Genomic DNA, 26,969 nt, shown 5'->3' on the forward strand with positions numbered 1-26,969 from the left:
CTCTCTTACTTCTTACGCTGATGGCGCGAGCGCATGATGAACTTGTCGGTCGACTTGTTCGAACGGGTGCGCTTGCCCTTCGTGGGCTTGCCCCACGGAGTAACCGGGTGGCGACCACCCGACGTGCGACCTTCACCACCACCGTGCGGGTGGTCGACCGGGTTCATGACGACGCCGCGAACGTGCGGACGCTTGCCACGCCAACGCGAACGACCGGCTTTACCGTCGTTGATGTTGCCGTGATCCGAGTTCGAAACAGCGCCGATCGATGCGAGGCAGGAGCCGTGCACCAGACGCTGTTCGCCCGAGTTGAGACGCAGGATGGCCATACCGGCATCGCGGCCGACGAGCTGGACATACGTACCGGCGGAGCGAGCGATCTGACCGCCCTTGCCCGGCTTCATCTCGACGTTGTGGATGATCGAACCAACAGGAATGTACTGAAGCGGCATGGTGTTGCCGGGCTTCACGTCCACTGCCTTGTCGGAGGCGATCACCTTGTCACCGGCAGCGAGACGCTGTGGCGCGAGAATGTAAGCCTGTTCGCCGTCGGTATACGTAACCAGCGCGATGAACGCGGTGCGGTTGGGGTCGTATTCCAAACGTTCAACGGTGCCTTCAACGTCGAACTTGCGACGCTTGAAGTCAACCAGACGGTAGGTCCGCTTGTGACCGCCACCCTGGAAACGGACGGTGATCCGGCCCTGGTTGTTACGGCCACCCTTGGAGCTGAGGCCCTGGGTGAGAGCCTTTACCGGCTTGCCCTTGTAGAGCGAAGCGCGGTCCACGATAACCAGCTGACGCTGGCTCGGCGTGGTCGGATTGAAACTTTTCAATGCCATATTCTTGTTCCCTTTTGGGTCTTTGCCCGCTTGGGCCTAACCTTTAGAGTCCGGTGGACACGTCGATGGATTGACCTTCGGCGAGCGTAACGACGGCTTTCTTGACGTCCTTAAGCTTACCGGCGAACCCACGGAAACGACGGGTCTTACCCTTGCGGATAAGCGTGTTCACAGCCGTGACTTTGACGCCGAAGAGAGCTTCCACGGCAGCCTTGATTTCAGGCTTGGAAGCGCTTTTGGCGACGTTGAATACGACCTGGTTCTGTTCGGATACCAGCGTCGACTTTTCCGTGATCGAAGGAGATACGATCACATCGTAGTGGCGAAGATCCGTCATTTGAACCGCTCCTCCAGAGCCTCTACAGCAGCCTTGGAAAGCACGAGCTTGCCACGACGCAGGATGTCGTAAACATTGATGCCCTGAACCGGCAGAACGTCCACATTCGGGATGTTCTGAGCTGCGAGCTTGAAGTTGCCATCAAGTTCTGCGCCACCGATAACGAGAGCGTTGGTCAGGCCAAGCGAAGCGAAGCTGCCCAGCAGAGCCTTGGTCTTTGCTTCGGACGCGACGAGCTGATCGACGATGATCAGTTCTTCAGCCTTCAGCTTTGCGGACAGGGCGTGACGCAGAGCAAGCGCACGAACCTTCTTGGGAAGGTCATGTGCGTGGCTGCGAACGACCGGGCCGTGGGCCTTGCCGCCGCCGCGGAACTGCGGTGCGCGAGCCGAATGGTGACGAGCGCGGCCGGTACCCTTCTGCTTGTACATCTTCGCGCCGGTGCGGGAAACTTCCGACCGGTTCTTGGACTTGTGGGTTCCCTGCTGCTTCTTTGCAAGCTGCCAGCGAACCATACGGGCCAGGATGTCCTGGCGGGGGTCGAGGCCGAAGATCTCATCCGACAGAGAAACCTTGCCGGCGTCTTTTCCCTCGAGGGTTTTGACGTTCAATTCCATGATAAGGCTCCCTTACTTCGCAGCCGACTTGACGGCGTCGCGGACGATGATCCAGGAACCCTTCGAGCCGGGAACTGCACCCTTCACGAGGATGAGGCCACGGTCTTCATCGGTCGAAACGACTTCGAGGTTCTGGGTCGTAACGCGCGTCTGGCCCATATGACCAGCCATGCGCTTGCCCTTCCAGACGCGGCCCGGATCCTGGTTGTTACCGGTCGAACCGTGTGCACGGTGCGATACGGAGTTACCGTGCGAAGCGCGGCCACCACCGAAGTTGTGACGCTTCATAGCACCGGCAAAACCTTTACCGAGCGTGGTTCCAGTGACGTCGACCAGCTGGCCGGACTGAAAATGATTTGCGGTCAGTGTTGCACCGATGTCGATCAGGTTCTCGGGGGAAACCCGGAACTCGACGAGCTTGGCTTTCGGCTCGACGTTGGCAGCGGCAAAATGACCGCGAAGCGCCTTCGTCGTGTTCTTGACCTTGGACTGGCCGGCACCGAGCTGAACTGCGGTGTAGCCATTCTTGTCTTCCGTGCGCTGGGCAACGACTTGTACGTTATCCAGTCGCAATACTGTTACAGGGATATGTTCACCTGCGTCGTTATAGACGCGTGTCATACCCACTTTCTGTGCAATCACACCTGAACGCATTGGTTCATCCTCTTGCGAGCCTTGAAGGGAAAACCCTCTCTGGCCTTTGTTAAGGAGTGCCCTTCGACATCTCACGATGTTTCCGGTCTCCGGTTTGGAAGTCGTTGGATTTCTCCACGTACCTTCCTTGTTATTGGCCCTCACCCAAAGGTGAAGTCCGGCCTTTTACTTCAGCCCTCACCCTGGATGGGGTCGGGCCGGGTCTTAGAGCTTGATTTCCACGTCAACGCCGGCAGCGAGGTCGAGCTTCATCAGAGCATCGACAGTCTGCGGGGTGGGGTCAACGATATCGAGAAGACGCTTGTGCGTCCGCATTTCGAACTGTTCACGGCTCTTCTTATCAACGTGGGGAGAGCGGTTGACGGTAAACTTTTCGATGCGGGTGGGGAGCGGAACCGGGCCGCGAACGCTGGCGCCGGTGCGCTTTGCGGTCGACACGATTTCACGGGTAGAGGCATCGAGGATCCGGTGATCGAACGCCTTGAGGCGAATACGGATATTCTGGCCGTTCATTCGTCTTGTCCTTGTTCTTTGTTATTCGTTTCCGCACGCGGAAACACATGAACTTCTATTGATCGTGGCGCCGCAGATTTTCAAAAATCGAGAGGGATGAGCGTTACACCCCAATCATTTCGGTAGTCTGTATTGCTAAAAACACCGCGCTCCGCAATCGCTTGCGAATCCAGCGGTGATTGTGAGTGCGCGTTTACGCGCTTTCACCGAATTTTTCAAGCACTAAAAATGCAACGCCGCCAGGCTTTTTACTAAAAGGCCGGCGGCGGTGTTGTTCACACCGCCGCCAGTCAGAATTTCAATGGTCGAAATTACTCGACGATCGAAGCCACGATGCCGGCGCCGACGGTACGGCCGCCTTCGCGGATAGCGAAGCGCAGCTTTTCTTCCATCGCGATCGGAACGATCAGCTCGACTTCAACGGTGACGTTGTCGCCAGGCATAACCATTTCCGTGCCTTCCGGAAGCGACACGATGCCGGTCACGTCAGTCGTACGGAAGTAGAACTGCGGACGGTAGTTCGTGAAGAACGGCGTATGACGGCCGCCTTCTTCCTTCGTCAGGATGTAGGCTTCTGCCATGAACTTCTTGTGCGGCTTGACCGAACCCGGCTTGCACAGGATCTGACCACGCTCAACGCCGTCACGGGTAACACCGCGAACCAGTGCACCGATGTTGTCGCCAGCCTGGCCCTGGTCGAGCAGCTTGCGGAACATTTCAACGCCGGTAACAGTCGTCTTCGAAGTCGGACGGATGCCGACGATTTCGACTTCTTCACCAACCTTGACGATACCGCGCTCAACGCGACCCGTCACAACCGTACCACGGCCAGAGATCGAGAACACGTCTTCGATCGGCATCAGGAACGGCCGGTCGATCGGACGCTCAGGCGCCGGGATGTAGGCGTCAACAGCAGCCATCAGCTCGCGGATCGCGTCTTCACCGATCTTCTTGTCAGAATCTTCAAGAGCAGCAAGCGCCGAACCCTTGATGATCGGGATATCGTCGCCCGGGAAGTCGTAGGACGACAGAAGTTCGCGAACTTCCAGTTCAACGAGCTCGAGAAGCTCGGCGTCGTCAACCTGGTCGACCTTGTTGAGGAATACGACGATCGCCGGAACGCCAACCTGGCGAGCGAGCAGGATGTGCTCGCGGGTCTGCGGCATCGGGCCGTCAGCTGCAGAGCAAACCAGGATCGCGCCGTCCATCTGGGCAGCACCGGTGATCATGTTCTTCACGTAGTCGGCGTGGCCGGGGCAGTCGACGTGCGCGTAGTGACGGGCAGGCGTCTCGTATTCAACGTGTGCCGTCGAGATCGTGATACCACGAGCCTTTTCTTCCGGAGCCGCGTCGATCTGGTCATACGCCTTGAACTCGCCGAAGAACTTCGTGATTGCTGCCGTCAGCGACGTCTTGCCATGGTCAACGTGACCGATCGTGCCAATGTTGACGTGCGGCTTATTGCGCTCGAACTTGCTCTTTGCCATTAGTGGCTCTCCATTCTTGTCCCTTGACGGGAATAATCTTCAAAATTCGGTGGGGCGTACCCCGATCACTTCTGACCGGAGTACTTTGCCTGGATTTCCTGCGCCACGTTCGACGGAACCGGCGAATAGTGGTCGAACGTCATCGAGTACTGTGCACGGCCCTGCGACATGGAGCGCAGGTTGTCGACGTACTTGAACATGTTCGCGAGCGGAACATGCGCGTTGATGACGACGGCGATACCACGGCTTTCCTGGCCCTGGATCTGACCACGACGGGAGTTCAGGTCGCCGATAACGTCACCGACATAGTCTTCCGGCGTTACGACTTCGACCTTCATCATCGGCTCGAGAAGCTGTGCGCCAGCCTTCTTCGCTGCTTCACGGAAGCAGGCACGCGATGCGATTTCGAAGGCGAGAACCGACGAGTCAACATCGTGGAATGCACCGTCGACCAGCGTCGCCTTGACGCCGAGCATCGGGAAGCCAGCCAGCGGACCGGAAGACAGAACGCTTTCGATACCCTTCTGAACGCCCGGGATGTATTCCTTCGGAACAGCACCACCGACGATCTTCGATTCGAACTTGAAGTCTTCGCCTTCGGGGTTCGGTTCGAAGATGATCTTCACGCGAGCGAACTGACCGGTACCACCGGACTGCTTCTTGTGCGTGTAGTCTTCTTCGTGCTGACGCGTGATGGTTTCGCGGTAGGCAACCTGCGGAGCGCCGACGGTAGCTTCAACCTTGAACTCGCGACGCATACGGTCAACGAGAATGTCGAGGTGAAGTTCGCCCATGCCTGCGATGATCGTCTGACCGGATTCTTCATCCGTCTTGACGCGGAACGAAGGATCTTCAGCAGCCAGGCGGTTGAGCGCGAGGCCCATCTTTTCCTGGTCGCCCTTGGTCTTCGGCTCGATGGCGATCTGGATGACCGGCTCGGGGAATTCCATGCGCTCGAGGATAACCGGCTTCAGCGGATCGCAGAGCGTATCGCCAGTGGTGGTTTCCTTGAGGCCAGCCAGAGCAACGATGTCGCCGGCAAAGGCTTCTTCGATGTCTTCACGGCTGTTGGAATGCATCTGCAGCATACGGCCGACGCGCTCGCGCTTGTCCTTGACCGTGTTGATGACCGACGTGCCCTTTTCGAGCTTGCCGGAGTAGATGCGGGCGAAGGTCAGCGAACCGACGAAGGGGTCGTTCATGATCTTGAACGCGAGCATGGAAAGCGGCTCGCTGTCATCGGCATGACGCTCGATTTCGGCTTCGGTCTTGAAGTCGATGCCCTTGATCGCCGGAATGTCCAGCGGAGAAGGCAGGTAGTCGACAACAGCGTCGAGAAGCGGCTGAACGCCCTTGTTCTTGAACGCGGTACCGCAGAACATCGGGTGGAACTTCACGTCGATGGTGCCGCGGCGAACGAGCGCACGGATCTTTTCGTTGTCGGGCATGATGCCGTTCAGGTAGTCTTCCATCGCTTCTTCGTCGATCTCGACAACGGTCTCGATCAGCTTTTCGCGATATTCGTCAGCCTTGGCCTTCATGTCTTCAGGAATTTCGACGACGTCCCACTGAGCGCCGAGCGATTCGTCGCGCCAGATGAGTGCGTTCATCTCGATCAGGTCGATAACGCCCTTGAACTCGGTCTCAGCGCCTATCGGCAGCTGCATGACAACGGCGATGGCGCCGAGACGGGTCTTGATCATTTCTACCGAGCGGTAGAAGTCAGCGCCGGTCTTGTCCATCTTGTTACAGAAGATCATACGCGGAACATGATACTTCTCGGCCTGGCGCCAGACGGTTTCCGTCTGCGGCTCAACACCGGCGTTGGCGTCGAGCAGCGCGATGGCGCCGTCGAGAACGCGCAGCGAACGCTCAACTTCAATGGTGAAGTCGACGTGGCCGGGGGTGTCGATGATGTTGAAGCGGCGCATCTTGCCGTCGCGACCCTTCCAGAAGGTCGTGGTGGCAGCGGAGGTGATGGTGATACCACGCTCCTGCTCCTGTTCCATCCAGTCCATCGTGGCTGCGCCATCGTGAACTTCACCGATCTTGTGCGACTTACCGGTGTAATAAAGGATACGCTCGGTGGTCGTCGTCTTGCCGGCGTCGATATGCGCCATGATACCGAAATTGCGGTAGTCTTCGATTTTATATTCGCGAGCCATAATGGACTGCCTTTCGATATGCGACCGGTTAAGATTACCAGCGGTAATGCGAGAATGCGCGGTTGGCGTCGGCCATCTTGTGCGTGTCTTCGCGCTTCTTGACAGCAGAACCGCGGTTGTTCGCAGCGTCCATGAGTTCGCCGGAAAGGCGATCGACCATGGTCGTTTCGTTGCGCTTGCGGGCAGCCGTGATCAGCCAGCGAATAGCGAGAGCCTGACGGCGCTCGGGACGAACGTCGACGGGAACCTGATAGGTGGCACCACCAACGCGGCGCGAACGCACTTCAACGTGCGGAGCAACGTTGTCGAGGGCGGAGTGGAACACGCCGAGCGGCTCCTGCTTCGTCTTGCCCTGAACGACGTCGAACGCGCCGTAAACGATGCTTTCTGCGACCGACTTCTTGCCGTGAAGCATGATGGCGTTCATGAACTTGGTGACGACCAGATCGCCGAACTTCGGGTCCGGGTTGATCTCACGCTTTTCTGCACTATGGCGACGGGACATATTTTTTGTCTCTCAATGTTATTGACGCTTTACCACGCGGAGAACCTCGCGCAGCGCCGGAATTTGTTAAACCCGAATTACTTCGGACGCTTCGCACCGTACTTGGAGCGGCGCTGCTTGCGGTTCTTGACGCCCTGGGTATCGAGAACACCGCGGATGATGTGGTAACGCACACCCGGCAAGTCCTTTACGCGGCCGCCGCGGATCATGACCACGGAGTGTTCCTGAAGGTTGTGACCTTCGCCCGGAATGTAACCGATGACTTCGAAGCCGTTGGTGAGGCGGATCTTGGCAACCTTACGCAGAGCCGAGTTCGGCTTCTTCGGGGTCGTCGTGTAAACGCGGGTGCAAACACCACGCTTCTGCGGGTTTTCCTGAAGAGCAGGAACCTTGTTGCGCTTTACCTGTGCCTGGCGAGGCTTGCGGATCAGCTGGTTTACGGTAGGCATATAACCATCCCTTGCAAAAACTACTTAAGCCACCCTCACGGGTGGCGGCTATGCCGTTGCCGGCGACGATGCACGCATATATCCTCATGCGCAAAACGTGGCCCGATCCGGTTTCACGGATGGACCACCAAGAGCAGAGGACACCGGATGAGGCGTCTTGCGTGCAACATTCGTGTCTTCTACGTGCAATGGAGACCCGTTTGAGATGATGTTCGGGAAAAAGCTTTCCGAACGGCCAGCACCCACAGAGGCTCCGATGGCGGGCGTACTACTGTTTTAGCCAGCTTTCGTCAAGGGCGAATCCGCATTTTGCCCGCGCGCCCGCGGCCACGAAGCCCGCGTCCGGGCCATTTCCAGCCAGCTTTAACATAAGTCGGCGCAGAAGGTTGCGATTTCGACCTCCACGCTTTGGCTTTTCATAAAATCCGTCTATTGATTCCCTGTGGCGAGCCGGAGCAGCGCCGCCACGGGCGGAACCGATTCCATCGGCCCCCATTACAGCAACGAATGATCAAGGAACCGCGTCATGAGCACCCTCCCCGACAACGACAACGGACGCGAAGAGCCGATGGTCTTCATCGTCATCGGCAAGGCCTATGAGCACGACAATTCCGAAGGCATCGACATCCACGTCATTTTGCGGGCGCCGGACGACGATACCGCCGTGCGCGAAACGCTGAACGCGCTTTCCGAGGAAGGCTTCATCGAAGCGGACCTCGACCAGATCGGCATGCTGACCGAAGTTCCCGATGAAGAGCCGCACGCTTCCGCCTATCAGGGCGCGCTCGAAGGCGAAGTCGCCATCATCCGTTTCGCCTGAGGCGCAAATCCATGGCGGTAAGACGGGTCGTCGCCAATATAGAAACGCCCGACCCAGCGCGGGCGAAGGCGTTTTATTGCGATATTCTCGGCATGCCCGTCGCCATGGATCACGGCTGGATCGTCACCCATGCCAGCCCGCTCGAAGCAAGAGCACAGGTCAGCTTCGCAAGTGAAGGCGGCTCCGGCAATGATGTGCCGGACCTTTCGATCGAGGTTGATGATTTCGAGGAGGTCCACGCCAGAATCCTGAAGGCCGGGCTGCCCATCGAATACGGCCCCGCCGTCGAGGCATGGGGCGTACGCCGCCTTTTCGTGCGCGACCCCTTCGGCAAACTTATCAATATATTAAGTCACTCATAGATTATATACTTTTAATACAATAGTATTATTTCTTTATCCGTTGAACAATACCAAAATATGAGCTTACAATAGTACCGGCGCAAAATTCCGGTGGCGGGTTGGATAATATATCTTCAGCAGACATTATCGATGACATTTACGAGGCGGCACTTTTCCCTGATCGCTGGGCTGAGGTCATAGAGACAATCGGTAACCGCCTGGATTTCTGGGGCGGTGCGCTTACCTGGGGCAAGGGTGAGGAAGAGGCATGGCTCTTTACCCCCAATCTGCAGGACGTGATGCAGGCCTTCATGGAAGGCGGCTGGAACAGGCGCAACGATCGCCTAACCCGCGCAATCCGCGAAGGACAGTTTTCCTTCGTACAGGATTTTGACGTCTTCACCCATGACGAATGGGCCGGATTGCCGATCGTGCGTGACTTCCTGATGCCGCGCGGATTGGGATATGGCGCGGCAACGCAGATTGCGCCACCGGATCATCCGGAAATGACAGTGCTTTTCGAACGCAAACTCGATAGCGGCGTCATCGGGCCGGAAACCATGGCGGCGCTGGGCCGGCTGAGGCCACACATTGCCCGCAGCCTCACCCTCGCAACCCGGCTGCAGCGACAGAAGGCCGACGCCATGACGCTCGGGCTGAACGCCATAGGCGCGCCAGCGGCGGTGCTACAGGCGAGCGGGCGTATCCTCTCCGCAAACGACATGTTTCTCTCTCTCAGGAAATGTATTTCCACCCGTGCCCGCGACAGGATCGTGGTGTCAGACGAAAGAGTAAACCGGCTGCTCTATAAGGCGCTCGCCGGAGATAATGTCGGCTCTTTCCCCCTCCCGACCGGCGAAGATCGGTCCTGCATCCTCCACGTCATACCGTTGCGCAGGAACGCACTGGATTTGTCCCCGAAAGGTTCCGCCATCGTGCTGATATCGCAACCCATGGGCACCATCACCGATGCAACGTCACTGTTAAAAGGGCTATACGATCTCACCAAGGGCGAGGCCCGCGTGGCTCTGGAAATCATGAAGGGGCTCTCGCTTCCCGCCGTGGCGAAGCAATTGCAGATTTCCCATGAAACGGTGCGCAGCAACGCCAAGTCGATCTATGCGAAGACTGGCAGCACCGGCCAAACTGATCTCGTTCGCCGGCTCTCCGTTCTCACCCGCTATAACATCCGCGAACAGAGCTGACCCTCGCCGCGCGGCTGAAGATAATCTCAAAGACAAATCGTAAAATCGCGCTGACTCGCCGGTGGCTTCCACACAAACAAAAACGCCCGGATTGCTCCGGGCGTTTCCATTGAACCTTTGGCGGGGCTTCGTAAAGCCCCTGCCCTGTCTGACCTTATTCGGCGGCCGGAGCCTGGTCCGTCATGTCCTGCAGCATCTGGTTCGCAGAGCCTGCACCCGTACCCTTGCGGCGTTCCTCGAGGATGAGGTCGTCGCGCGAGGTGGCGATGCGGCGGATCTGCGTCATGGTGCCGCCGGTACCGGCCGGGATGAGACGGCCGACGATGACGTTTTCCTTGAGGCCCTGCAGCGTGTCCGTCTTGCCGGCGATCGCAGCTTCCGTGAGAACCTTGGTGGTTTCCTGGAAGGATGCGGCCGAGATGAAGGACGGCGTCTGCAGCGAAGCCTTGGTGATGCCGAGCAGAACCGGCTCGCCATAGGCAGGCTTCTTGCCTTCTTCGATCAGGCGGTCGTTGTTGTCGTCAAGCTCGATGCGATCGACGTTGTCGCCAACGATGTACTGGCTGTCGCCAGCATCGGTGATTTCAACCTTCTGCAGCATCTGGCGAACGATCACCTCGATGTGCTTGTCGTTGATCACAACGCCCTGGAGTCGATAGACTTCCTGGATTTCGTTCACGAGGTAGGAAGCCAGAGCCTCCACGCCCTTGATCGCCAGAATGTCGTGCGGCGCCGGGTTGCCGTCGAGAATGTATTCGCCCTTCTCGATGTAGTCGCCTTCCTGAAGATGGAAGGGCTTGCCCTTCGGAATCAGGTATTCGACCGGCTCGACGCCGTCTTCCGCAGGCTCGATCATCACGCGACGCTTGTTCTTGTAGTCGCGGCCGAGGCGGATCGTACCATCGATCTCGGCGATGATGGCGTGATCCTTCGGACGACGTGCTTCGAACAGTTCGGCAACGCGCGGCAGACCACCGGTGATGTCCTTCGTCTTGGCGCTTTCCAGCGGCGAACGTGCAAGCACGTCACCCTGGGAGACCTTGGAACCCGGCTCGACCGACAGGATCGCGTCCACGGACAGATGGAAGCGGGCTTCGCCACCACGGCTAAGCTTCGCCACAGCGCCGGAAGCGTCCTTGATGATGATCGCGGGCTTCAAGTCCGAACCGCGCGGCGTCGAACGCCAGTCAATGACCTGACGCTTGGTGATGCCGGTGGATTCGTCGGTCGCTTCCAGAACGGAGAGACCGTCGACGAGGTCTTCGAAGTGAACGGTACCTTCCACTTCCGTCATCATCGGACGGGTGTAGGGGTCCCACTCTGCAAGACGCTGGCCACGCTTAACCTTGTCGCCATCATCCACGAAGATCTTCGAACCGTAAGCGACACGCTGCGAGGAACGTTCCGCGCCGCGCTCATCAAGGATCGTAACGGACATGTTACGACCCATGGCGATGAGAACGCCTTCCGAGTTCCGCAGGATGTTGCGGTTCTTGATCTGGATCGTGCCTTCATACGACGCTTCGAGGAACGACTGGTCGACCACGTTCGCCGTACCGCCAAGGTGGAAGGTACGCATGGTGAGCTGCGTGCCCGGTTCACCGATCGACTGTGCGGCGATGACGCCAACGGCTTCGCCCATGTTGACAGGCGTACCGCGTGCAAGGTCACGACCGTAGCAGACGCCGCAGACGCCGATCTGCACTTCGCAGGTCAAAGCAGAGCGGATGCGAACGGACTGGATGCCCGCCTTTTCGATGGCGGCCACATCGGCCTCATCGATAAGCGTGCCGGCCTTGACGATGTTCTCGCCGGAAACCGGATGATCGATATCGTCCAGAGCCGTACGGCCGAGGATACGTGCGCCAAGCGAGGCAACAACCTGACCGGCATCGACGATGGCGGTCATGGTGAGGCCCTTGTCGGTGCCGCAATCCACGGAGTTGACGATGCAATCCTGCGCGACGTCGACGAGACGACGGGTAAGGTAACCCGAGTTCGCCGTCTTCAAGGCGGTGTCTGCCAGACCCTTACGGGCACCGTGGGTCGAGTTGAAGTACTCGTTAACGGTCAGGCCTTCCTTGAAGTTCGAGATGATCGGCGTCTCGATGATTTCACCCGACGGCTTCGCCATCAGGCCGCGCATGCCGCCCAGCTGACGCATCTGGTTCGGAGAACCACGGGCGCCCGAGTGGGACATCATGTAGATGGAGTTCATCGGCTTCTGGCGGCCCGTTTCCGGATCGAACTCGACAGCCTTGATGCGTGCCATCATTTCTTCGGCGACCTTTTCGGTAGCCTTGCCCCAGGCGTCGACAACCTTGTTGTACTTTTCGCCCTGGGTGATGAGACCATCATTATACTGCTGTTCGTATTCCTTCACGAGAGCTTCGGTGTCACCGACGATCTTCACCTTGCTGTCCGGAATGACCATGTCGTCCTTGCCGAACGAAATGCCGGCGCGGCAGGCATGGGCAAAGCCGAGCTGCATGATGCGGTCGCAGAAGATAACCGTGTCTTTCTGGCCGCAATGACGGTAGACCGTGTCGATCATCTTGGAGATGTTCTTCTTGGTCATTTCCTGGTTGCAGACGTCGAAAGGCACGTTGACGTTCTTCGGCAGAAGTTCGCCAATCAGCATACGGCCAGGGGTCGTTTCATGGATCTTGGAAACCGGCTTGCCGTCGGCATCCACGGTCTTGAAGCGACCACGGATCTTGGCATGCAGCGTCACGACCTTGTTTTCAAGCGCGTGATGCAGTTCGCCGATATCCGAGAAGGCCATGCCTTCGCCCGGCTCGTTCTGGTTCATGATCGACAGGTAATACAGGCCGAGAACCATGTCCTGCGAAGGAACGATGATCGGGTGGCCGTTTGCCGGATGCAGGATGTTGTTGGTCGACATCATCAACACGCGCGCTTCCAGCTGGGCTTCCAGCGAAAGCGGAACGTGAACAGCCATCTGGTCACCGTCGAAGTCGGCGTTGAAGGCCGTGCAGACGAGCGGGTGCAGCTGGATGGCCTTGCCTTCGACCAGCATGGGTTCGAAAGCCTGGATACCCAGACGGTGCAGCGTCGGTGCGCGGTTCAGGAGAACCGGATGTTCGCGGATGACCTCGTCGAGGATATCCCAAACTTCAGGCTTTTCCTTTTCGACCAGCTTCTTGGCCTGCTTGACGGTCGAGGAGTAACCCTTGGCGTCGAGGCGGGCATAGATGAACGGCTTGAACAGTTCGAGCGCCATCTTCTTCGGCAGGCCGCACTGGTGCAGCTTCAGTTCCGGACCGGTCACGATAACCGAACGACCGGAATAGTCGACGCGCTTGCCGAGAAGGTTCTGGCGGAAGCGGCCCTGCTTGCCCTTGAGCATGTCGGAGAGCGACTTCAGCGGACGCTTGTTGGCGCCCGTGATGACGCGGCCGCGACGGCCGTTGTCGAACAGCGCATCGACGGATTCCTGCAACATACGCTTTTCGTTGCGGATGATGATGCCAGGCGCACGAAGCTCGATCAGGCGCTTCAGACGGTTGTTACGGTTGATGACGCGACGATAGAGATCGTTGAGGTCGGACGTCGCAAAACGGCCGCCATCCAGCGGAACCAGCGGGCGCAGGTCCGGCGGAATGACCGGAACGACCTTCATGATCATCCATTCCGGACGGTTGCCCGACTCCATGAAGTTCTCGACGATCTTCAGGCGCTTCATCAGCTTCTTCTGCTTGAGATCAGACGTGGTCTCAGCAAGTTCGGCACGCAGGTCGCCAGCGATCTTTTCGAGGTTCATCGAAGCCAGCATCTCATAGATGGCTTCAGCGCCGATCATGGCGGTGAACTGGTCTTCGCCGAACTCGTCAACGGCAATCATGTACTCTTCCTCGGACAGAAGCTGGTTCTGCTTCATCGAGGTGAGGCCCGGTTCGGTGACGATGTAGTTCTCGAAATAGAGAACGCGTTCGACATCCTTCAGCGTCATGTCGAGCAAGGTCGAGATACGCGAGGGAAGCGACTTCAGGAACCAGATATGGGCAACGGGCGCTGCGAGCTCGATATGGCCCATGCGCTCACGGCGAACGCGCGACAGCGTCACTTCGACGCCGCACTTTTCGCAGATGATGCCCTTGTACTTCATGCGCTTGTACTTGCCGCACAGGCACTCGTAGTCCTTGATCGGTCCGAAAATGCGCGCGCAGAAAAGACCGTCGCGTTCCGGCTTGAACGTACGATAGTTGATGGTTTCCGGCTTCTTGATCTCGCCGTAGGACCACGACAGGATTTTTTCCGGCGAAGCGATCGAAATCCGGATGGAATCGAAATGCTGCGCAGGCACCTGAGGATTGAAAAGATTCATGACCTCTTGGTTCATGCCTTGTCTCCTTGAGAGGCTAGCTGCTGCCCCTGTTTGCATCTGGACCGGCTTCTTCCCGGGTCACCGTCCAGAGCTTTAAATACGGATTAACCGCACAATGCGGCGAAAGTGTCCCTCGGCAACCGCAGGCTGCCGGAGGAACCGGCAGGCGCCTAAAAGGCGCCCACCTCTCTCAATTTTATTCCGCTGCGTCGGGCAGCTGATCCTCGGACTGGTTCTCGACCTTCGAGTTCTCCAGTTCGACCGAAAGGCCGAGCGACCGCATTTCCTTGACGAGAACGTTGAAGCTCTCCGGAATGCCGGCCTCGAACGTATCGTCACCACGGACGATCGCCTCGTAGACCTTGGTGCGGCCCGCCACGTCGTCCGACTTGACGGTGAGCATTTCCTGCAGCGTGTAAGCCGCGCCGTATGCTTCCAGTGCCCAGACTTCCATTTCCCCGAAGCGCTGTCCGCCGAACTGCGCCTTGCCGCCCAGCGGCTGCTGGGTAACGAGCGAGTAAGGACCGATCGAGCGAGCGTGGATCTTGTCGTCAACAAGGTGGTTCAGCTTGATCATGTACATGTAGCCGACGGTGACCTGGCGGTCGAACTGCTCACCGGTACGACCGTCATAAAGAACGGACTGACCGGATTCTTGCAGACCTGCCCTCTTCAGCATCGCGGCAACGTCTGGCTCATGCGCACCGTCGAAGACCGGGGTCGCGATGGAAACACCGCGCTTGGCTTCTTCGGCAAGCTTGACCAGCGACGCATCGTCAAAGCGCTGTACCTCATCATGCGATTCACTCGCATAGATTTCGGTAAGCTCGGTACGAAGCTCGCTGATGTCCAGCGTCTTGTGATACTCTTCGAGCATCTCGCCGATCTTCTTGCCCATACCAGCGCATGCCCATGCGAGGTGGGTTTCGAGGATCTGGCCGACGTTCATGCGCGAAGGCACGCCGAGCGGGTTCAAGCAGATGTCGACATGCGTGCCATCTTCGAGGAACGGCATGTCTTCGACCGGAACGATACGCGAGACGACGCCCTTGTTACCGTGACGGCCGGCCATCTTGTCGCCCGGCTGGATCTTGCGCTTCACAGCAACAAAGACCTTGACCATCTTCATGACGCCCGGAGGCATTTCATCGCCGCGCTGGACCTTTTCGACCTTGTCCATGAAGCGCTGTTCAAGGCGCGACTTGGATTCGTCGTACTGGCCGCGAAGCGCTTCCAGTTCGGACTGAGCCTTTTCGTCCTCGACCGCGAACATCCACCACTGCGAGCGGGGATATTCGGAGACGACGGCGTTGGAAAGCTCGACGCCCTTCTTGAAGCCCTTCGGACCGGCGATGGAAACGTGACCACGCAGCATGTCGATCAGGCGGCCGTAGACGTTACGGTCAAGAATTGCCTGTTCGTCGTCGCGGTCCTTCGCCAGACGTTCGATCTCTTCGCGCTCGATTGCCATCGCGCGCTCGTCCTTCTCCACACCGTGACGGTTGAAGACGCGGACTTCCACAACGGTACCAAACGTGCCCGGAGGCATGCGCATGGAGGTGTCGCGAACGTCGGAAGCCTTTTCACCGAAGATGGCGCGCAGAAGCTTTTCTTCCGGCGTCATCGGGCTTTCGCCCTTCGGCGTGATCTTGCCGACGAGGATGTCGCCCGGCTGAACTTCCGCACCGATGTAAACGATACCGGCTTCGTCGAGGTTCTTCAGCGCTTCTTCCGAAACGTTCGGAATGTCGCGCGTGATTTCTTCCGGACCAAGCTTCGTATCACGCGCCATCACTTCGAATTCTTCGATGTGGATGGAGGTGAACACGTCGTCGGAAACGATACGTTCCGACATCAGGATCGAGTCTTCGTAGTTGTAGCCGTTCCAGGGCATGAACGCGACGAGCGCGTTGCGGCCAAGTGCCAGATCGCCGAGGTCGGTCGACGGGCCGTCCGCGATGATGTCGCTCTTGGAGATAACATCGCCGACGGAGACCAGCGGACGCTGGTTGACGCAGGTGTTCTGGTTCGAACGCTGGAACTTCTGCAGACGGTAGATATCGACGCCCGACTTGCCGGCATCGAGTTCTTCCGTAGCGCGGATAACGATACGGGTCGCATCCACCTGGTCGACGACACCGCCGCGGCGAGCCGCGATGGCAGCGCCGGAGTCACGGGCAACGATCGGTTCCATGCCTGTGCCGACGAACGGCGCTTCCGCCCGCAGAAGCGGAACGGCCTGACGCTGCATGTTCGAGCCCATGAGAGCGCGGTTGGCGTCGTCGTTTTCCAGGAACGGAATGAGAGCCGCCGCGACCGAAACGAGCTGCTTCGGCGAAACGTCCATCAGGTTGATGTTGTCGCGCGGTGCGAGCATAACTTCGCCCGAGTGACGGCAGACGACGAACTCTTCAGTGAAGGCGCCTTCGCCATCGAGTTCGGCATTGGCCTGTGCGACGTAGTACTTGGCCTCTTCCATGGCGGAGAGGTAGATAACGTCGGTCGTCACCTTGCCGTCGATGATCTTGCGGTACGGGCTTTCGATGAAGCCGTACTTGTTGACGCGGGCAAAGGTGGCAAGCGAGTTGATCAGACCGATGTTCGGGCCTTCCGGCGTTTCGATCGGGCAAATACGGCCGTAGTGGGTCGGGTGAACGTCGCGGACTTCGAAGCCGGCGCGCTCACGGGTCAGACCACCCGGTCCAAGAGCCGAAAGACGGCGCTTGTGGGTGATTTCCGAAAGCGGGTTCACCTGGTCCATGAACTGCGACAGCTGCGAGGAACCGAAGAATTCGCGAACGGCGGCAGCTGCCGGCTTCGCATTGATCAGGTCCTGCGGCATCACGGTGTCGATTTCGATCGAGGACATACGTTCCTTGATCGCACGTTCCATGCGCAGAAGCCCGAGGCGGTACTGGTTTTCCATCAGCTCGCCGACCGAACGCACACGGCGGTTGCCGAGGTTGTCGATGTCGTCGATTTCGCCCTTGCCGTCGCGCAGTTCGACCAGCATCTTGACGACGGCGAGGATGTCTTCCTTGCGCAGCGTGCGCACGGTGTCTTCCGCATCGAGGTCGAGACGCATGTTCATCTTCACGCGGCCAACAGCCGAGAGATCGTAACGCTCTGCATCGAAGAACAGCGAGTTGAACATCGCTTCCGCGGAGTCCATGGTCGGCGGTTCGCCCGGACGCATGACGCGGTAGATGTCGAACAGCGCTTCCTGGCGGTTCTGGTTCTTGTCAACGGAGAGCGTGTTACGGATGTAGGCGCCAACATTGACGTGGTCGATGTTGAGAACCGGAATCTCGTCGAAGCCGGACTGAAGGATCAGGCCAAGCGTCTTCTCGTCGATTTCGTCGCCAGCTTCGAGATAGATTTCACCCGTCTCGTAGTTGACGATGTCTTCGGCCAGGAAGTTTCCGTAGAGGTCTTCGTCAGTCGCCTTAAGCGCCTTCAGGCCCTTGTCGACGAGCTGGCGGATAAGGCGCGGGGTCAGCTTCTTGCCACCCTCGACAACAACTTCGCCGGTGTCGGCGTCGATCATGTCGGTGATGACCTTGGCATTCTTCAGCGCGTCAGGCTGGAACGGGATACGCCAGCCGTCACCGGCGCGCTCGTAGGTAGCCTTGGTATAGAAGGTCGACAGGATTTCTTCGCCGTCCATGCCGAGCGCCATCAGGAGCGAGGTCACGGGCAGCTTGCGGCGACGGTCGATACGCGCATAGACGATGTCCTTGGCGTCGAATTCGATGTCGAGCCAGGAACCGCGATACGGGATAACGCGGGCAGCGAAAAGCAGCTTGCCGGAAGAATGGCTCTTGCCCTTGTCGTGATCGAAGAACACGCCCGGCGAACGGTGCATCTGCGAAACGATGACGCGCTCGGTGCCGTTGACGATGAACGTACCGTTATTGGTCATGAGCGGCATGTCGCCCATGTAGACGGACTGTTCCTTGATGTCCTTGATGGACTTCGCGCCCGTATCTTCATCGATATCGAACACGATGAGGCGCAGCGTCACCTTCAGCGGCGCTGCATAGGTCAGATCGCGCTGACGGCATTCCTCTACGTCGAACTTCGGCGCTTCGAATTCGTAGGACACGAATTCGAGCATGGAGGCGCCGGAAAAATCGGTGATCGGGAATACGGACTTGAATACGGCATTCAATCCCTCGTCGGGACGGCCACCCTTGGGCTCGTCAACCATGAGAAACTGGTCGTACGAAGCCTTCTGAACCTCGATGAGGTTCGGCATTTCCGCTACTTCTGGAATTTTGCCGAAAAACTTGCGTACGCGCCTGCGACCGTTAAACGAAAGGGTCTGAGCCATCGTCGCTCCTTTAAAAATTGCATCCGGGCCTGCAACGGACGGGAACCGATGGCCAGTCGATCCCGTCAAGCAATGGGTGTCATCAATCTCGTTCCACATCCCGGATCGATCAGGCCGGATTGCCTAGATGAGCCGGTTCGGAACCATTCTCTTGAAGAACCCATTACCCAAAAGCCATTTTCACGCGGCTTTTGGGTAATGAGTTTTAAAAACGATGACGACGGAAAGGGGCATGGAGCCCCTTCCCGCCAGCAATCGCAAGATTACTTAACGTCGACCTTAGCGCCGGCTTCTTCAAGCTTCTTCTTGAGATCAGCAGCTTCAGCCTTGGAAACAGCTTCCTTGACAGCCTTCGGAGCGCCTTCAACGAGGTCCTTGGCTTCCTTCAGGCCGAGGCCCGTGATAGCGCGGACTTCCTTGATGACGTTGATCTTGTTGGCGCCAGCGTCAACCAGGATCACGTCGAATTCAGTCTTTTCTTCTTCAACAGCAGCAGCAACGCCAGCACCGCCAGCAGCAGCAACAGCTACCGGAGCAGCAGCGGAAACGCCCCACTTTTCTTCGAGAAGCTTCGACAGTTCTGCAGCTTCCAGAACGGTCAGGGTGGAGAGGTCTTCTACGATCTTTGCGAGATCAGCCATTTTGATAGTTCCTTTTGTTCAGTTCGAACCAGTTTGAATATTTACAGCGAAAAACCGCCTTAAGCGGCTTCGTCCTTCTTGGCGTAAGCCGAGAACACCCGTGCCAGCTGGCTTGCAGGTGCGGCGACAACCGTAGCGACGCGAGTTGCCGGGGCATTGAGAAGGCCCAGCAGCTTTGCGCGCAGCTCGTCCAGCGAAGGCAGGGTCGCAAGCGACTTGACTGCTTCGGCGTTGAGCGTGGTTGCACCCATGGAACCACCGAGAACAACGACCTTGTCGTTGGTCTTTGCGAAATCCATGACGACTTTCGGAGCGATCATCGGGTCGACGCTGTATGCAATCAGCGTCTGGCCCTTGAAGAGATTTGTCATCCCTTCCGACTCCGTGCCCTGAAGAGCGATCTTGGCCAGGCGGTTCTTCGCGACCTTGACGGTGCCTCCGGCAGCGCGCATCTTCGAACGGAAGTCGTTCATCTGCGCAACGGTGACACCAGCATAGTGGGCCACGACAACCGAACCGGAAGCCTTGAAGACTTCGTTCAGCTCCGTGACGAATTCGCGTTTTTCCGCTCTTTCCACTGTCTGTCTCCAGTAGACGGGACCACATGATTGTGAACCCGTCGGGTTTGCCTTTGCCCCAAGGGACCTTTTTACAAAGATCCCGAGCGACGCTCGAGGATCCTGTCCCCCGCTCTGTCGCCGCAAACGGCTTCAGGCACAGGCACACCAGGTTCGAACCGGACAGTCAGGCATCAGCAGATACCTCAAATCCAGCCTCACCCGTCTCATGCAGGTTGAATGATTAAGGCCAGGCCCCGAAGGAAATGGCCACCCGCAATCTCGGACAGGAGTTCCGGGTTTCCCCGGAAATCTCCGGCTCCTGGGAGCCGGAAATTCTTTTATTCACACTTCCCTTGGGAAGCGCGAGAATTGATTAAGCCGTAACCGACGAAGGGTCGATCTTGACGCCCGGACCCATGGTCGAGGAAATGGCGACGCGCTTGACGTAGTTGCCCTTGGCGCCAGCCGGCTTTGCCTTGATGACGGCATCGGCGAAAGCCTTGATGTTTTCCTCAAGAGCCTTGGCGTCGAACGAAGCCTTGCCAACGCCAGCGTGTACGATACCGGCCTTTTCGACGCGGAACTCGACAGCGCCGCCCTTGGACGCCTTGACGGCGCCGGCAACATCCATGGTCACCGTACCGACCTTCGGGTTCGGCATCATGCCACGCGGGCCGAGTACCTTGCCGAGACGGCCGACGAGCGGCATCATGTCCGGGGTCGCGATGCAACGATCGAAGTCGATCTTGCCGCCCTGAACGATTTCAACCAGTTCTTCTGCACCAACAACGTCAGCGCCAGCAGCCGTGGCTTCATCAGCCTTGGCGCCACGTGCGAAGACGGCGACGCGAACGTCACGGCCCGTGCCGTTCGGCAGGTTGACAACGCCACGAACCATCTGGTCCGCGTGGCGCGGGTCAACGCCGAGGTTCATCGAAACTTCAACGGTTTCATCGAACTTGGCGACAGCACGTTCCTTGACCATCGAAATGGCGTCGGTGAGAACGTAAAGCTTGTTGGGATCCACACCTTCGCGGATCTTCTGAATGCGCTTTGCTACCTTGGCCATGATCAACCTACCACTTCCAGGCCCATGGCGCGGGCGGAGCCCTCAACCATTGCCATTGCGCCTTCGATGTCGGCTGCGTTCAGATCCTTCATCTTGGCTTCTGCGATCGTCTTGACCTGAGCCTTGGTGATGGAGCCGATCTTGGCGCCCTTGCCAGGCGTCTTGGAACCGGAGGTGATCTTGGCTTCCTTCTTCAGCCAATACGTCATCGGCGGCTGCTTCATGACGAAGGTGAAGGACTTGTCCTGGTAATAGGTGATGACGACCGGAATCGGCATACCCTTTTCCATTTCCTGCGTGGCGGCATTGAACGCCTTGCAGAATTCCATGATGTTAATGCCACGCTGACCAAGTGCCGGACCGATCGGCGGGGACGGATTGGCCGCCCCGGCCTTTACCTGCAACTTGAGCTGGCCTGCAACTTTCTTAGCCATATCTCTCTGCCTTTCAATTCAAACCGGTTACCCGGCTTCTCTTAAGCCGGATCGCTCCGGCGGCTGCGGTTGCGTGGTGCGGCGCCCTGCTCCGGCTTAAAGAGCCAGTTTGCCTTCCACGCGCTTGGGGTCTTGCCCCGCCAATCAGACCTTCTCGACCTGATTGTATTCCAGCTCGACCGGCGTAGCGCGGCCGAAAATCGAAACTTCCACCTTCAGGCGCGAACGCTCTTCGTCGACATCCTGAACAACGCCGTTGAACGACGCGAACGGACCGTCGGAAACGCGAACCTGCTCGCCGATCTCGAACGAAACCGAAGACTTCGGACGCTCGACACCTTCCTGAACCTGACCGAGGATACGCTCGGCTTCATAATCGGGAATCGGAACAGGCTTGCTGTCCGAACCGAGGAAACCGGTAACCTTCGGCGTGTTCTTGATGAGGTGATAGGCCTCATCCGTCAGGTTGGCGCGCACCAGCACGTAACCTGGAAAGAACTTGCGCTCGCTGTCGACCTTACGGCCACGACGCACCTCGACAACCTTTTCGGTCGGCACGAGGATTTTCTCGAACAGATGAGAAAGACCCTTCTGACGGGCCTTCTCTTCGATCGACTCAGCGACCTTCTTTTCGAAATTCGAATATGCGTGAACGATATACCAGCGCGCTGCCATTTTTTATTCTCCGTTCAATCCGTTACCGGCCGACGTTCAGCACGAGGCTAAGCACCCAGCCGATGAGCTGGTCAGCAGCAAAGAAGAACAGAGCCGCAAAAATGACCATCACCAGCACCATAGCCGTCGAAATCATGGTCTCGCGGCGCGACGGCCAAGTGATTTTTGACGCTTCGGCGCGAACCTGCTGCAGAAACGTAAACGGATTGGTTTTGGATGCCATTGACTGCCCACGCAATTACGGCGCGTAAAGCCGAACTAATCAGCCCCACGCACCGCGTGTCTGTTTTGACCTTACATAAACACCGATTCCACTTTTAACAAGAGGAAATCGACATTCGGCGAAATTCGCCGGAAATCCGGCCCCATCTGCCATGCAGCGAAAACCGCGCTTGCGAATGGAAAGTGGCAGGGGCAGAGGGGCTCGAACCCCCGACCTGCGGTTTTGGAGACCGCCGCTCTACCAACTGAGCTATACCCCTTCAGCACCTGAATCGGCCGCGAAATCGCTTGGCCAATTCGGTATGCGCTCCTTTAAGGTGCAGGGAAAGGAATGGCAAGTGTGTTTTTTGTTTTTTCCACTCCGCCCCCGAAAATCCTGCGCCTCTCAGGTTTTAACGTATTTCCGCCAGTCATGTTCTTCGCTGAAGCCCAGGACCTCGCGAATCTTGCGGTTGGAGATCAACCCCTCATGATCCCCGATCTCGCGGCGGAATTGCACGTCAGGGAAATAAGTCTGCGCAAGCTCGCGCGTGGGGACCGTCGCTGTCGCTGTATCATTGACGGCGTTGAAGACCTGATAACCGAGGCCGTCCTTTTCGATGCACAGATGGCAGATCTGGCCAAGATCGCGCGCATCGATGTAACCCCAGGCATTGCGTTTGCGCGTTTCCGGACGGGCGAAGAAGCCGGGAAACTTCTCATATTCATGCGGCTCGATGACATTGCCGATTCGCAGCGCGTAAATGTCGCATCCGCTTCGCTCGGCAAATGCCCGTGCCGTCTTTTCGTTCACCACCTTCGACAGCCCGTAGGAATCCATCGGATCGACATCATAGTCTTCCTCAAGCGGGAAATGGTGGAAATCCTTCTCGCCCTCGGCAAAACAGACCCCGTAGGTGGTCTCGCTCGATGCGATGACGATCTTGCGGATACCAAGCTTCACCGCAGCCTCGATGACGTTGTAGGTTCCCATTGTATTGATGCGGAACGTCTCGTTGTCGGGCTTTATCAGAATGCGCGGAACCGCGGCGAAGTGGATCACCGCATCATAGGGCAAAACACCCTTCCCGCTTTCGAGCTCTGCAAAGTTCCTGTGCATGGACAGGGCATTAAAGACCTGCCCGCTGTCGGTGATGTCGACAATGAGATTGGTGACGCCCGGCCTGTCGAGCGGAACGAGATCGATGTTGTGGACCTCATAACCCTTGTCGATAAGCCACGGGATCACATGCCTGCCGGCCTTGCCGGAACCACCGGTAAATAGAACGCGCTTCTTCATGATACTCCTCATCATCTCCCCGGCAACGAAGTAGCAGCCCGGACAGGGAAGCGAAAGCCACCCTCCCCCTAACGCGCAATACAAAACAAAAAACCCCGCTGTCTCCAGCGGGGTTTCCGTCAAGCCTTTTCAGGCCCGAAGATTACTCGACGATCGAAGCCACGATGCCGGCGCCGACGGTACGGCCGCCTTCGCGGATAGCGAAGCGCAGCTTTTCTTCCATCGCGATCGGAACGATCAGCTCGACTTCAACGGTGACGTTGTCGCCAGGCATAACCATTTCCGTGCCTTCCGGAAGCGACACGATGCCGGTCACGTCAGTCGTACGGAAGTAGAACTGCGGACGGTAGTTCGTGAAGAACGGCGTATGACGGCCGCCTTCTTCCTTCGTCAGGATGTAGGCTTCTGCCATGAACTTCTTGTGCGGCTTGACCGAACCCGGCTTGCACAGGATCTGACCACGCTCAACGCCGTCACGGGTAACACCGCGAACCAGTGCACCGATGTTGTCGCCAGCCTGGCCCTGGTCGAGCAGCTTGCGGAACATTTCAACGCCGGTAACAGTCGTCTTCGAAGTCGGACGGATGCCGACGATTTCGACTTCTTCACCAACCTTGACGATACCGCGCTCAACGCGACCCGTCACAACCGTACCACGGCCAGAGATCGAGAACACGTCTTCGATCGGCATCAGGAACGGCTGGTCGATCGGACGCTCAGGCGTCGGGATGTAGGCGTCAACAGCAGCCATCAGCTCGCGGATCGCGTCTTCACCGATCTTCTTGTCAGAATCTTCAAGAGCAGCAAGCGCCGAACCCTTGATGATCGGGATATCGTCGCCCGGGAAGTCGTAGGACGACAGAAGTTCGCGAACTTCCAGTTCAACGAGCTCGAGAAGCTCGGCGTCGTCAACCTGGTCGACCTTGTTGAGGAATACGACGATCGCCGGAACGCCAACCTGGCGAGCGAGCAGGATGTGCTCGCGGGTCTGCGGCATCGGGCCGTCAGCTGCAGAGCAAACCAGGATCGCGCCGTCCATCTGGGCAGCACCGGTGATCATGTTCTTCACGTAGTCGGCGTGGCCGGGGCAGTCGACGTGCGCGTAGTGACGGGCAGGCGTCTCGTATTCAACGTGTGCCGTCGAGATCGTGATACCACGAGCCTTTTCTTCCGGAGCCGCGTCGATCTGGTCATACGCCTTGAACTCGCCGAAGAACTTCGTGATTGCTGCCGTCAGCGACGTCTTGCCATGGTCAACGTGACCGATCGTGCCAATGTTGACGTGCGGCTTATTGCGCTCGAACTTGCTCTTTGCCATGTGAATTGCTTCCTGTGAACGTGAAGTAGTTTCCCCGGCGCACCGGTTTGGTGTCGCCGTTTAAGGCTTTGTAAGCGAATGCGCAAGACTTAATTATGAAAGCGTCTTCGCGCGCGCCTTAAGCGTGCCTTGAGGCCTGTATATGGTGTCTGGTTTGCGACATTTAAACCCTCGCGAGGGTGAGGCAGACGTCGGCCGGGAGCCCCCCTCCGTCAGCCTAGCTAATCACTAAACAAGATATTTCTATCACAACTTCTTTACCTGCACCGGCATGATGGCTTAAGTGCATTCCATCGCCGCGGGGAGACGGGCGATTGGAATCCGGCGCGCGCGCCATCCCATGCCATATCTCGATCCGTCGCTTTTCCCTCGCGACATCTCTATCCGTTTCAGGACTATCCCATGGAAATCTTCACAGCTGCCGGTTTCACGGCATTTTTGCAGGTCATTGCAATCGACCTCGTTCTGGCGGGCGACAACGCCATCGTCATCGGCCTTGCCGCCGCCGGTCTGCCTGCTCATCTTCGCCGCAAGGCGATCCTGGTCGGCATCATCGCCGCCACGGTCCTTCGCATCGGCTTTGCCGCCGTCACCGTCCAGCTTCTTGCCATTGTCGGCCTGCAATTGTTCGGCGGACTGCTGCTCGCCTGGGTGTGCTGGAAGATGTGGACGGAACTGCGTGACGCCGCAGGTTCCATCGAAGACGAGGTGACCGACGAAGAGGCCGACCTGACCAAGGGTCACAAGACCTTCTTCCAGGCCGCGACCCAGATCGTCATCGCCGACGTCTCCATGTCGCTGGACAACGTCCTTGCCGTCGCCGGCGCTGCGCAGGAACACGTGACGGTGCTGATCATCGGCCTCGTCGTGTCGATCGCGCTGATGGGCCTCGCCGCCAACTTCGTCGCCAAGCTCCTGCACCGCTATCGCTGGATTTCCTACCTCGGCCTCATGGTCATCATCTATGTGGCGCTCAACATGCTCTACCACGGCACGCTCGAGGTTCTGCCTTATATCCAGGCCTATCTCGGCTGACACCGCCAGTAGAAACGCTTTTGCACAAGGCCCGGAAACGCCAGTTTCCGGGCCTTTTTCGTGACCTGCGACCGTCAAATCTCTCACCTGGTTTCGCCGTTGCAGAACAGGAAGAATCAATCGCCGCACTTGCTGCAACATCAGGAGAAGACAGGGAAATCGTGAATTCTCGCCGGTGGATTCTGACAATTGAGGTCAGCCACAGGCAAGCCTACGGAGCTAGTCAATAAGTCATAATAATAAAAAGAAAGGTAAAGCTGCCAATGGCTTATGACTGGAGCGGCGGTCGTACCCGCCGCCTTCGCAGGGTGAGGCTCGGTGTTGTCGCCAGCTCTCTTATCCTGCTGGCGCTTCTTGCGTCGCTCGTTCTTGGCTGAACGCGCCGCGCGCGCACTCCCACGCTGACCGGCGGCATGGCAAGGTTTTCAGGAACCGCCCTGCCGCCGCTCCTTTGAGGGAAAGTCCAGCGCTCAGGATTTCTTCACGTCCACGCAATGAACCGGCTTTTTCATCTCCGGGTCCGCCATCAGATCGTAAAGATCCGCCTCGTCACCCTTCGACCACCAGACATAAATACCGCCCTGATATTTGGCGCCCGAGGCCGAAATGACATTTGCGGCGACCGTCACGCCATCCTTCAGCCCCAGTCGCACGAGGCTGACCTCGCCCGCATTAAAATAGACGGCCTCCACCTTGTCGGCGACGCATTGATAGACGGTCTCCACCTTTTCGACCGTCGTGTCCTTCGGAAGCGGAATCACCAGGTCTTCAGCCATGGCGCCGGTAGCGAGCGATACGGAGAAAGCTGCAACAGATATCGCGGCAACGGTTTTATTCATGATGATCCTTTCCTGATGTGACCGGATCATAAGGTCATGCCAGCAAAGCCGAAATGGGGCCGCCGCCTCGCGCCTATCAAATTTTCAGGAAAACCGACCTTGCAAACATGCGGCAGATCTATCGCCGCACAGGCCATGCGGTACCTTCATTCGGGCCGGCAAACTGCGGCGAAACCTATCGAAACAGCCAATAAACGACGCCAAGGATCACCGTCCACATCAGCAGCGATATGGCCAGCACCGTGAGATAGTTTCGAAATCGTCTGGTCATCCGCCCACAT

24 protein-coding genes and 1 tRNA gene are annotated in these 26,969 nt (G+C 58.0%); 4 read left to right on the top strand and 21 right to left on the bottom strand.

All coding sequences use genetic code 11. The features are described 5' to 3' along the window. Positions 1-5 precede the first annotated feature (5 nt). From rplB to rpsL, 9 genes are all read right to left on the bottom strand, one after another. Positions 6-842, bottom strand: a complete 837-nt coding sequence (rplB, locus tag ASB65_RS05940; RefSeq protein WP_003507771.1) for a 50S ribosomal protein L2 — start codon at positions 840-842, stop codon at positions 6-8. A 43-nt stretch (positions 843-885) separates the two neighbouring features. After that, a complete protein-coding gene (locus tag ASB65_RS05945; protein WP_003495178.1) occupies positions 886-1,179 on the bottom strand; it encodes a 50S ribosomal protein L23 in 294 nt (97 codons plus the stop codon). Further along, a complete protein-coding gene (gene rplD, locus ASB65_RS05950) occupies positions 1,176-1,796 on the bottom strand; it encodes a 50S ribosomal protein L4 (protein ID WP_003495173.1) in 621 nt (206 codons plus the stop codon). The genes ASB65_RS05945 and rplD overlap by 4 nt, the downstream gene beginning before the upstream one ends. A 12-nt stretch (positions 1,797-1,808) precedes the next feature. Beyond that, entirely contained in the window at positions 1,809-2,450 is a 642-nt protein-coding gene (gene rplC / locus ASB65_RS05955) for a 50S ribosomal protein L3 (RefSeq protein WP_060723315.1), read from the bottom strand. Positions 2,451-2,654: 204 nt separating this feature from the next. Beyond that, positions 2,655-2,963, bottom strand: a complete 309-nt coding sequence (rpsJ, locus tag ASB65_RS05960) for a 30S ribosomal protein S10 (RefSeq protein WP_003507767.1) — start codon at positions 2,961-2,963, stop codon at positions 2,655-2,657. A 311-nt stretch (positions 2,964-3,274) separates the two neighbouring features. After that, entirely contained in the window at positions 3,275-4,450 is a 1,176-nt protein-coding gene (gene tuf, locus ASB65_RS05965) for an elongation factor Tu (RefSeq protein WP_060723316.1), read from the bottom strand. A 65-nt stretch (positions 4,451-4,515) separates the two neighbouring features. Further along, positions 4,516-6,615, bottom strand: a complete 2,100-nt coding sequence (fusA, locus tag ASB65_RS05970; protein ID WP_003507762.1) for an elongation factor G — start codon at positions 6,613-6,615, stop codon at positions 4,516-4,518. Between the two features lie 34 nt (positions 6,616-6,649). Beyond that, complete coding sequence (gene rpsG / locus ASB65_RS05975) at positions 6,650-7,120, bottom strand: 30S ribosomal protein S7 (protein WP_003507761.1); 471 nt, start codon at positions 7,118-7,120, stop codon at positions 6,650-6,652. A gap of 77 nt (positions 7,121-7,197) precedes the next feature. Further along, entirely contained in the window at positions 7,198-7,569 is a 372-nt protein-coding gene (gene rpsL / locus ASB65_RS05980) for a 30S ribosomal protein S12 (RefSeq protein ID WP_003507760.1), read from the bottom strand. Between the two features lie 526 nt (positions 7,570-8,095). Here rpsL and ASB65_RS05985 point away from each other — a divergent pair. The 3 genes from ASB65_RS05985 to ASB65_RS05995 all read left to right on the top strand — a co-directional run bounded on the left by ASB65_RS05985 (position 8,096) and on the right by ASB65_RS05995 (position 9,935). Further along, positions 8,096-8,389, top strand: coding sequence for a hypothetical protein (locus ASB65_RS05985; protein ID WP_003507722.1), 294 nt, complete (start codon positions 8,096-8,098; stop codon positions 8,387-8,389). Between the two features lie 11 nt (positions 8,390-8,400). After that, positions 8,401-8,751: a VOC family protein gene (locus ASB65_RS05990; protein ID WP_003507721.1), complete on the top strand. Its 351-nt coding sequence runs from the start codon at positions 8,401-8,403 to the stop codon at positions 8,749-8,751. Positions 8,752-8,849: 98 nt separating this feature from the next. Beyond that, entirely contained in the window at positions 8,850-9,935 is a 1,086-nt protein-coding gene (locus tag ASB65_RS05995; protein WP_080868446.1) for a helix-turn-helix transcriptional regulator, read from the top strand. A 154-nt stretch (positions 9,936-10,089) separates the two neighbouring features. Here ASB65_RS05995 and rpoC read toward each other — a convergent pair whose 3' ends face one another. The 11 genes from rpoC to tuf (ASB65_RS06050) form a co-directional block, all read right to left on the bottom strand. Further along, a complete protein-coding gene (gene rpoC, locus ASB65_RS06000) occupies positions 10,090-14,298 on the bottom strand; it encodes a DNA-directed RNA polymerase subunit beta' (protein ID WP_003507719.1) in 4,209 nt (1,402 codons plus the stop codon). A 181-nt stretch (positions 14,299-14,479) separates the two neighbouring features. Then, on the bottom strand, positions 14,480-18,616 hold the full coding sequence (gene rpoB / locus ASB65_RS06005; RefSeq protein ID WP_060723318.1) for a DNA-directed RNA polymerase subunit beta: 4,137 nt from the start codon (positions 18,614-18,616) through the stop codon (positions 14,480-14,482). 263 nt (positions 18,617-18,879) lie between these two features. Next, positions 18,880-19,257, bottom strand: a complete 378-nt coding sequence (gene rplL / locus ASB65_RS06010; RefSeq protein WP_003507708.1) for a 50S ribosomal protein L7/L12 — start codon at positions 19,255-19,257, stop codon at positions 18,880-18,882. A gap of 59 nt (positions 19,258-19,316) precedes the next feature. After that, positions 19,317-19,835, bottom strand: coding sequence for a 50S ribosomal protein L10 (rplJ, locus tag ASB65_RS06015; RefSeq protein WP_003507705.1), 519 nt, complete (start codon positions 19,833-19,835; stop codon positions 19,317-19,319). Positions 19,836-20,190: 355 nt separating this feature from the next. Further along, on the bottom strand, positions 20,191-20,886 hold the full coding sequence (gene rplA / locus ASB65_RS06020; RefSeq protein WP_003507704.1) for a 50S ribosomal protein L1: 696 nt from the start codon (positions 20,884-20,886) through the stop codon (positions 20,191-20,193). Between the two features lie 2 nt (positions 20,887-20,888). Continuing rightward, positions 20,889-21,320 carry a 50S ribosomal protein L11 gene (rplK, locus tag ASB65_RS06025; protein ID WP_003507702.1) on the bottom strand — a complete coding sequence of 144 codons (432 nt, stop codon included), beginning with the start codon at positions 21,318-21,320 and terminating at the stop codon, positions 20,889-20,891. Positions 21,321-21,464: 144 nt separating this feature from the next. Beyond that, entirely contained in the window at positions 21,465-21,995 is a 531-nt protein-coding gene (gene nusG, locus ASB65_RS06030; RefSeq protein ID WP_003507690.1) for a transcription termination/antitermination protein NusG, read from the bottom strand. Between the two features lie 22 nt (positions 21,996-22,017). Then, positions 22,018-22,218 carry a preprotein translocase subunit SecE gene (gene secE / locus ASB65_RS06035; protein WP_003507689.1) on the bottom strand — a complete coding sequence of 67 codons (201 nt, stop codon included), beginning with the start codon at positions 22,216-22,218 and terminating at the stop codon, positions 22,018-22,020. Between the two features lie 183 nt (positions 22,219-22,401). Next, a tRNA-Trp gene (locus ASB65_RS06040) sits at positions 22,402-22,477 on the bottom strand. A gap of 125 nt (positions 22,478-22,602) precedes the next feature. Next, positions 22,603-23,496 carry an NAD-dependent epimerase/dehydratase family protein gene (locus ASB65_RS06045; RefSeq protein ID WP_060723319.1) on the bottom strand — a complete coding sequence of 298 codons (894 nt, stop codon included), beginning with the start codon at positions 23,494-23,496 and terminating at the stop codon, positions 22,603-22,605. A 142-nt stretch (positions 23,497-23,638) separates the two neighbouring features. Then, entirely contained in the window at positions 23,639-24,814 is a 1,176-nt protein-coding gene (gene tuf, locus ASB65_RS06050; RefSeq protein WP_003507684.1) for an elongation factor Tu, read from the bottom strand. A gap of 402 nt (positions 24,815-25,216) precedes the next feature. Here tuf (ASB65_RS06050) and ASB65_RS06055 point away from each other — a divergent pair, with 402 nt between their 5' ends. After that, positions 25,217-25,849, top strand: coding sequence for a TerC family protein (locus ASB65_RS06055; protein ID WP_003507682.1), 633 nt, complete (start codon positions 25,217-25,219; stop codon positions 25,847-25,849). 470 nt (positions 25,850-26,319) lie between these two features. On the opposite strand, the gene ASB65_RS06060 is transcribed toward ASB65_RS06055, so the two are convergent. Then, a complete protein-coding gene (locus ASB65_RS06060; protein ID WP_060723320.1) occupies positions 26,320-26,688 on the bottom strand; it encodes an MliC family protein in 369 nt (122 codons plus the stop codon). Between the last annotated feature and the right edge of the window lie 281 nt (positions 26,689-26,969).

The organism is Agrobacterium tumefaciens str. B6 (genome assembly GCF_001541315.1).
Lineage (GTDB): Bacteria > Pseudomonadota > Alphaproteobacteria > Rhizobiales > Rhizobiaceae > Agrobacterium > Agrobacterium radiobacter.